This is a genomic window from Streptomyces sp. ADI95-17 (genome assembly GCF_003846175.1).
Taxonomy (GTDB): Bacteria; Actinomycetota; Actinomycetes; order Streptomycetales; family Streptomycetaceae; genus Streptomyces; species Streptomyces sanglieri.
In genome coordinates this window covers 317,150-323,786 of record NZ_ML123046.1, presented here as the reverse complement: position 1 = coordinate 323,786, position 6,637 = coordinate 317,150, and the positions used below count along the sequence as shown (strand labels likewise).

Genomic DNA, 6,637 nt, shown 5'->3' with positions numbered 1-6,637 from the left:
GATCGGTGGGTACGGGCCCTTCCGTATGCCGTCGTTGCCGGGGCCTTCCGGGCCGGGCCGGCTACTGGTGCACGATGCCGTCCTCCAGCTTCTGGCCGCGCAGCAGGAACCAGGCGGCGACGGCCGTCGCCAGCAGGACCGCCGCGCCGACGCCCGCGGCGAACCCCAGCCCCTCGACGAACGACTCCTGAGCCGCGGAGACCAGCGCCTGCCCCTGCTGGGCCGGCAGACCGTGGGCCGCCTCGACGGCGCCGCCCAGCGATTCGTGGGCCGCGGCCGCGGGGCCCGGCGGGACGCCCTGGGGGGTGTCGAACTTCTGGTAGACGCCGGTGACGATGGAGCCGAGCAGGGCGATACCGAGGGCCGCGCCGAGTTCGTACGCCGTCTCGGAGACCGCGCCGGCGGAACCCGCCTGCTCCTTCGGGACGCTGGAGAGAATCACGTCGGAGGTGACGGTGAAGGCGAGGCCCGCGCCCACTCCGACGACCAGCAGTACCGCACCGAGCAGCGGGTAGGCGGTCTCCTTGTGGATCAGGGTGACCGCGGCGAGCGCCAGGCCGATCGCCCCGAGGCCGCCGGTCACCACCGAGCGCACCGAGAAGCGGCGGGCAGCCCGGCCCGCGATCAGACCGGCGACGACCGCGCCGACCGCCGCGGGCAGTTCGGCGAGACCGGCCTCCAGCGGCCCGCGCCCCTGGACCAGTTGGAGGAACTGGGAGAGGAAGAAGACCAGTCCGGACAGGCCGAGGATGGTCAGCAGGTCGGCGAGGACTGCGCCGGAGAAGCCCCGGTGGTGGAAGAGCCGCATGTCCAGCAGGGGTGCCGGCAGCGTGAGTTGCCTGCGTACGAACCAGCAGAGCGCGAGCACACCGCCGATGCCCGCGGCGATGTTCTCCCAGTCCGGGCCGTGTGCCGCGAGTTCCTTGATGGCGTACACGACGCCGATCATGCCGATGAAGGAGAGCGCGACGCTGGCCAGGTCCCAGGGGCCGGGGGCCGGGTTCCTGGACTCGGGGATCATCTTCGCGCCGACGACCACGAGGACCGCCATGACCGGCAGGTTGATCAGGAAGACCGAGCCCCACCAGAAGTGCTCCAGCAGCAGCCCGCCGACCACCGGGCCGACGGCCGCCCCGGCGGAGGCCATCGCTCCCCAGATCCCGATGGCGAGGCTGCGCTCGCGCGGGTCGTGGAAGAGGTTCCGGATCAGGGCGAGGGTGGACGGCATCAGGGTGGCGCCCGCCACACCGAGCAGCGCCCTCGCCAGGATCATCATCTCGGGGGTGTGCGCGTAGGCGTTGAGCACGGAGACCGCGCCGAACGCCGTCGCGCCGCACAGCAGCAGCTTCTTGCGGCCGATGCGGTCGCCGAGGCTGCCCATCGAGACCAGGAGTCCGGCGATGACGAAGGAGTAGACGTCGCCGATCCACAGGAGCTGAGTGCCGGTCGGTTCGAGGTCCTCGGTGAGGAAGGGGGTCGCCAGGCCGAGGACGGTGGCGTCGATCGCCACGAGCAGCACCGCGAGTACGAGCACGGACAGGGCGATCCACCGCCCGGGACGGTGCAGTTCGTCCGGGGATTCCACGCGCTGTTCGATGCGGCTCATTGCTCCACGCTCCGGCGTGCACCGCCGAGCAGCAACTCGACGATCATGTACTGGAAGTCCTGGCTCGCGACCCGGCCGTCTTGGACGGCCCAGGCGCCGCTGGAGACGAGCCCGTAGAAGGCCTCGGTCAGCCAGGCCGGGGTGAGGTCGATGCGGAATTCACCGCGTTCCTGGCCCCGTCTGAACAGGGCGGAGACCCGGGCGTCGAGGCGGCTCCAGCCCTCGTTCACCTCTTCGCCCTCGAAGAGCTGGTTCTCGGTGACGAGGAAGGAGAGCAGCCCGGCGCTCGGCTCGACGGCCGCGACCAGTCGGCGCAGCGCCTCCGGCGCGCCGCCCTCGTCGAGGGCGGCGGCGTCCAGAGCCGCTTCGAATTCCTGGATGCCCAGGTCCTCCAACGCTCTGACCAGGGCGTCCCGTCCGGCGAAGTGCCGGTGCAGGGTGGCGCGTCCGATGCCTGCGGCTTTGGCGACCTCGTCCATGGTGGCGGTCGATTTGCGGGTCAGCAGAGCGGCGGCGCTGCGAAGCACCTGCTCACGGTCGAGACTCATGAGACAATTGTAGACCACATGAGACATAGACGTCTCAGCGGCTCGTCGGTCCCGTCAGTCGTCGAGGACCGCCAGGTCAAGGCCGGGGAGGTGGGACGGGTCGCGGATCACGGACATCTCGACGATCCTGCCCCGGGCCACCGTGAAGATCATGACCGAGAAACGGTGGCCCTCGCCCGTCGCGATGACGGCCGGTTCCCCGCCGACCAGGGCCCGCCGGGACGACCGTGCGAACGGCGCGAACATCATCGCCTGACGGGCCACGGCCGCCGCACCCCGTACCAGGCCCGGGGCACCGGCACCGCCGGCGCCGGTGTCGGACCGCACCACCACGTCCGGATCGAGCACGGTCAGGAGGGCCTCGAATTCACCGTCCCGGGCGGCAGCCAGAAAGGCGTTGACGACCTCGCGCTTGCGGGCGAGATCCGGGTCCGGAACCGGGTCCGCGCCCTGCACCCGGCGCCGCGCCCGGCTGGCGAGCTGCCGGGCCGCCGCCGGGGTACGGTCCACGACGCCCGCGATCTCGTCGAACGGCACGGCGAACATGTCGTGCAGCACGAAGGCGAGCCGCTCGGCGGGGTCGAGCGTTTCGAGCACGACGAGCATCGCCAGACCGACCGAGTCGGCCATCAGCGCCTGCTGCTCGGGGTCGGCCTCCGGTCGGCCGCCGAGCTCCGGACCCGGGGCGGTTTCCTCGGGTGCGCCGGTGCCGAGCGGCTCCTCGCGGCGGGAGCGGCGCGAGCGGAGCATGTCCAGGCACACCCGTCCGACGACCGTCGTCAGCCAGCCGCCCAGGTTCTCGATCGCCCGGTCGTCGCAACGGCCGAGCCGGATCCAGGCCTCCTGAACGGCGTCCTCCGCCTCGCTCGTCGAGCCGAGCATCCGGTAGGCCACGGCCTTCAGCCGGCTCCGGTTCTCCTCGAAGCGCTCCGCCAGGAACTCATGTCCGTCCACAGCCACATACCTCCGTCGTGTTCCGTCACAGCACTGACGTACGGAACCCCGTCTATGTGACCGGACGGCCCGCGCCGCTCCCCGGTCAGCTCCAGCGCAGTCCGGCGCGGTGCCGCCAGTAGGCCTCGGGCTCCTCCACCAGCGCGTCGAGCCGGGCGCGCCGCTCCTCGTCGAGATCGACGACGGCCGCGTGCAGGTTTCCGGCGAGCTGGCCGACGGTCGCCGCGCCGGAGAGCACCACCCCGGCCCAGGGCTGGTGCAGCACCAGGGCCAGGGCGACCGCGTCGCTGCCGAGCCCGGCGTCGGCGGCGATCTCCTGGACCACGGCGGGGGCGTCCGTCCCGGCGAGCCGCCCGTTGGCCAGGGCCTCCTTGACGATCACGGTGAGTCCGGCGGCATGTGCCTCGGCGAGCGCCGTCCCGGCCGAGGTCTCCAGGGCGTTGTAGGTGGCCTGCACGGTACGGAAGAGCGGCTCGCCGTCCACGGTGACAGTGAGGGCGGCCCGGATCGCGTCGGCCTGGGCGGGCCCGCTGGTGGAGAGGCCGACGCTGACCCCTTCGGCGGCGAGCGCGGCCAGCCGTTCATGCAGCTCCTTGTCCGTGAGGGCCGGGCTGTCGGCGGTGACCGAGTGGATCTGGTAGAGGTCGAGGCGGTCGCCGAGCAGCGCGTCGGTCTCGGCCCGCTGGCGCAGGAACGTGGCGAGGCTGTGGTCCTTGACCTCGTGCGCCTCGGCCTCGACGCTCCAGTCGGCCGTGTAGATGTAGCCCCATTTGCTGCCGATGACGACGTCGTCCGCCTCGGGGTGGGCCGTCAGCCAGTCGGCCAGGAACTCCTCGGAGCGGCCGTAGGAGCGGGCCGCGTCGAAGTAGCGGACGCCCTGTGCGTAGGCGGCGTCCAGCAGTTCGTGGGTGCGGGCGCGCATCGCCTCGACGCTGCGGTCGTCGGGCAGATCGCGGTCGCGGTGGAGATTGATGTAGCCGGGCCTGCCGACCGCCGCCAGGCCGAGCCCGATGTGGGCGGTCGGAGTCGTCGCTGTGGCCAGCCGGGCGAAAGGCATCGTGGAACTCCTCCTCGGACGGGTGCGCTCCACGTCAACGTAACCCAGCCCATGGAAACCGGAAGGCGGGGAGCGTGCGCTCCCCGCCTTCCGTGCCGTTCCGGTCCGCTGTCAGTTCTTCGCGGTGGCCCATGCCTGCTGGGCGGCGAGGTCGGACTTCACCTCGGCGAGCTGGACGGCCACGGCCGACGGGGCCGTGCCGCCGCGGCCGCTGCGGGAGGCGAGCGCGCCGGCCACGTCGAGGACCGTGCGGACCTCGGGGGTGAGGTGCTCGGAGATCTTGGCGAACTGCTCGTCGGTCAGCTCGTCGAGCTCGATGCCGTGCTGCTCGCACTCCTTGACGCACTCACCGGCGACCTCGTGGGCGACCCGGAACGGCACGCCCTGCTTGACCAGCCACTCGGCGATGTCGGTGGCGAGCGAGAAGCCGGCCGGGGCCAGCTCCTCCATGCGCTCGCGGTTGACGGTGAGGGTGGCCATCATGCCGGTGAAGGCGGGCAGCAGGACTTCCAGCTGGTCGCAGGAGTCGAAGACCGGCTCCTTGTCCTCCTGGAGGTCGCGGTTGTACGCGAGCGGGAGGGCCTTGAGTGTGGCCATCAGGCCGGTCAGGTTGCCGATCAGCCGGCCGGACTTGCCGCGGGCCAGCTCGGCGATGTCCGGGTTCTTCTTCTGCGGCATGATCGAGGAGCCGGTGGAGAAGGCGTCGTGCAGGGTGACGAAGGAGAACTCCTTCGTGTTCCAGATGATGACCTCCTCCGCGATCCGGGAGAGGTTCACGCCGATCATCGCGGTGATGAAGGCGAACTCGGCGACGAAGTCGCGGGAGGCCGTTCCGTCGATGGAGTTGGCGACGGAGCCGTGCTCGAAGCCGAGGTCGGCGGCGACCGCCTCCGGGTCGAGGCCGAGGGACGAACCGGCGAGGGCGCCGGAGCCGTAAGGCGAGACGGCGGTCCGCTCGTCCCACTGGCGCAGCCGCTCGGCGTCCCGGGACAGGGACTGCACATGGGCCAGGACGTGGTGGGCGAAGAGCACCGGCTGGGCGTGCTGGAGGTGCGTACGGCCGGGCATCGCTACGTCCGGGTGGGCCTCGGCGAGGCCGACCAGCGCACCCTGGAGGTCGGCGATCAGGCCGCCGATGATCCGGGCGTGGTCGCGCAGGTACATCCGGAAGAGCGTGGCGATCTGGTCGTTGCGGGACCGGCCGGCCCGCAGCTTGCCGCCGAGGTCGGGGCCGAGGCGCTCCAGCAGCCCGCGCTCCAGCGCGGTGTGGACGTCCTCGTCGGCGATGGTGCCGGTGAAGGAGCCGTCGGCGACATCGGCTTCGAGCCGGTCGAGACCGGCGGTCATGCGGCTCAGCTCGTCATCGGTGAGCAGACCCGCCTTGTTCAGGACACGCGCGTGGGCGCGGGAACCGGCGATGTCGTACGGCGCGAGCCGCCAGTCGAAGTGGACGGAGGCGGACAGCTTGGCCAGCGCCTCGGCCGGACCGTCGGCGAAGCGGGCGCCCCAGAGGCGTACGTCGCTGTTGCCGTTGCCGTTGCTCACTGCGTGCTCCTCGGAAGAACAGGGTGATGGGTGTGCGACCGCCTCCCCGCACGGAGGGCCGGAGAGGCGGTGACGTAACTACTGGGGGTCGGGCGAGGTCACGCTTCGCCGTCGCGCCGCCCGAGTGATGGGTATAACTATGCAGACCTCCGTATGTTTTGTCAAAGATATGCGCCACTCCCCCACCGGCCCGCCGAGCACCCCGGCGTCCCGCCAGGTGAAATCACCTCGTCGGCGCCGGAGCGGGCGACGACAATGGCAGCCATGGGGAAAACATATGAACGCATCGACGGACGGATCAGGACCTTCATCGAAGAGCAGCACATCTTCTTCACCGCGACGGCGCCCCTGGACGGCGAGGGCACGGTCAACCTCTCCCCCAAGGGCGTCAGCGGTTCGTTCGCCGTGCTCGACGAACTGACCGTGGCCTATCTGGACTTCGCGGGCAGCAATGCCGAGACCGTCGCCCATCTCCGCGAGAACGGCCGGATCACGCTGATGTGGTGCGCCTTCCAGGGGCCGCCGAACATCGTGCGGGTGCACGGCCGCGGCGAGCCGGTCTTCCGGGACGACCCCCGGTTCGTCGAGCTGCTCGGACACTTCCCCCGGGTGGATCCCGCCTCCCACGGGCTGCGCGCCGTCATCGTGGTGCGGGCCGACCTGATCCGGGACACCTGCGGCTACGGGGTGCCGTTCATGTCGTACGACGAGGACCGGTCGCTGCACGCCCGGCGCTTCGCCCGCGAGGACGACGCCTCGCTCGGCGCCTACTTCGAGAAGAAGGAGCACATCGCGACGAGCATCGACGGGCTCCCGGGGCTGCCGCTCCCGCTGCCGGCCATGCCACGGGCGGAACGGGAACCGGCGGAACGCTGAGGGGCGGAGCGGTATTGAGCCGTACGGAGCAGATCCGCGGGTGGCGCCCGG

6 protein-coding genes are annotated in these 6,637 nt (G+C 71.3%); 1 reads left to right on the top strand and 5 read right to left on the bottom strand.

Going from position 1 to position 6,637, the window contains the following annotated elements; translation table 11 throughout:
• Positions 1-61: 61 nt before the first annotated feature.
• From EES42_RS15330 to argH, 5 genes are all read right to left on the bottom strand, one after another.
• On the bottom strand, positions 62-1,606 hold the full coding sequence (locus tag EES42_RS15330) for an MFS transporter (protein ID WP_124718787.1): 1,545 nt from the start codon (positions 1,604-1,606) through the stop codon (positions 62-64).
• Complete coding sequence (locus EES42_RS15325; RefSeq protein ID WP_124718786.1) at positions 1,603-2,154, bottom strand: TetR/AcrR family transcriptional regulator; 552 nt, start codon at positions 2,152-2,154, stop codon at positions 1,603-1,605. Before EES42_RS15325 ends, EES42_RS15330 begins: the two co-directional genes overlap by 4 nt.
• Positions 2,155-2,208: 54 nt before the next feature.
• Positions 2,209-3,108: a sigma-70 family RNA polymerase sigma factor gene (locus tag EES42_RS15320; protein WP_124718785.1), complete on the bottom strand. Its 900-nt coding sequence runs from the start codon at positions 3,106-3,108 to the stop codon at positions 2,209-2,211.
• Between the two features lie 85 nt (positions 3,109-3,193).
• Positions 3,194-4,165, bottom strand: a complete 972-nt coding sequence (locus EES42_RS15315) for an aldo/keto reductase (protein ID WP_124718784.1) — start codon at positions 4,163-4,165, stop codon at positions 3,194-3,196.
• 111 nt (positions 4,166-4,276) lie between these two features.
• Positions 4,277-5,710 (bottom strand): argininosuccinate lyase, encoded by a 1,434-nt coding sequence (argH, locus tag EES42_RS15310; RefSeq protein ID WP_124718783.1) that lies wholly within the window; start codon positions 5,708-5,710, stop codon positions 4,277-4,279.
• Between the two features lie 264 nt (positions 5,711-5,974).
• On the opposite strand from argH, the gene EES42_RS15305 reads away from it, so the two are divergent.
• Complete coding sequence (locus EES42_RS15305) at positions 5,975-6,586, top strand: pyridoxamine 5'-phosphate oxidase family protein (protein ID WP_124718782.1); 612 nt, start codon at positions 5,975-5,977, stop codon at positions 6,584-6,586.
• Positions 6,587-6,637: the final 51 nt, after the last annotated feature.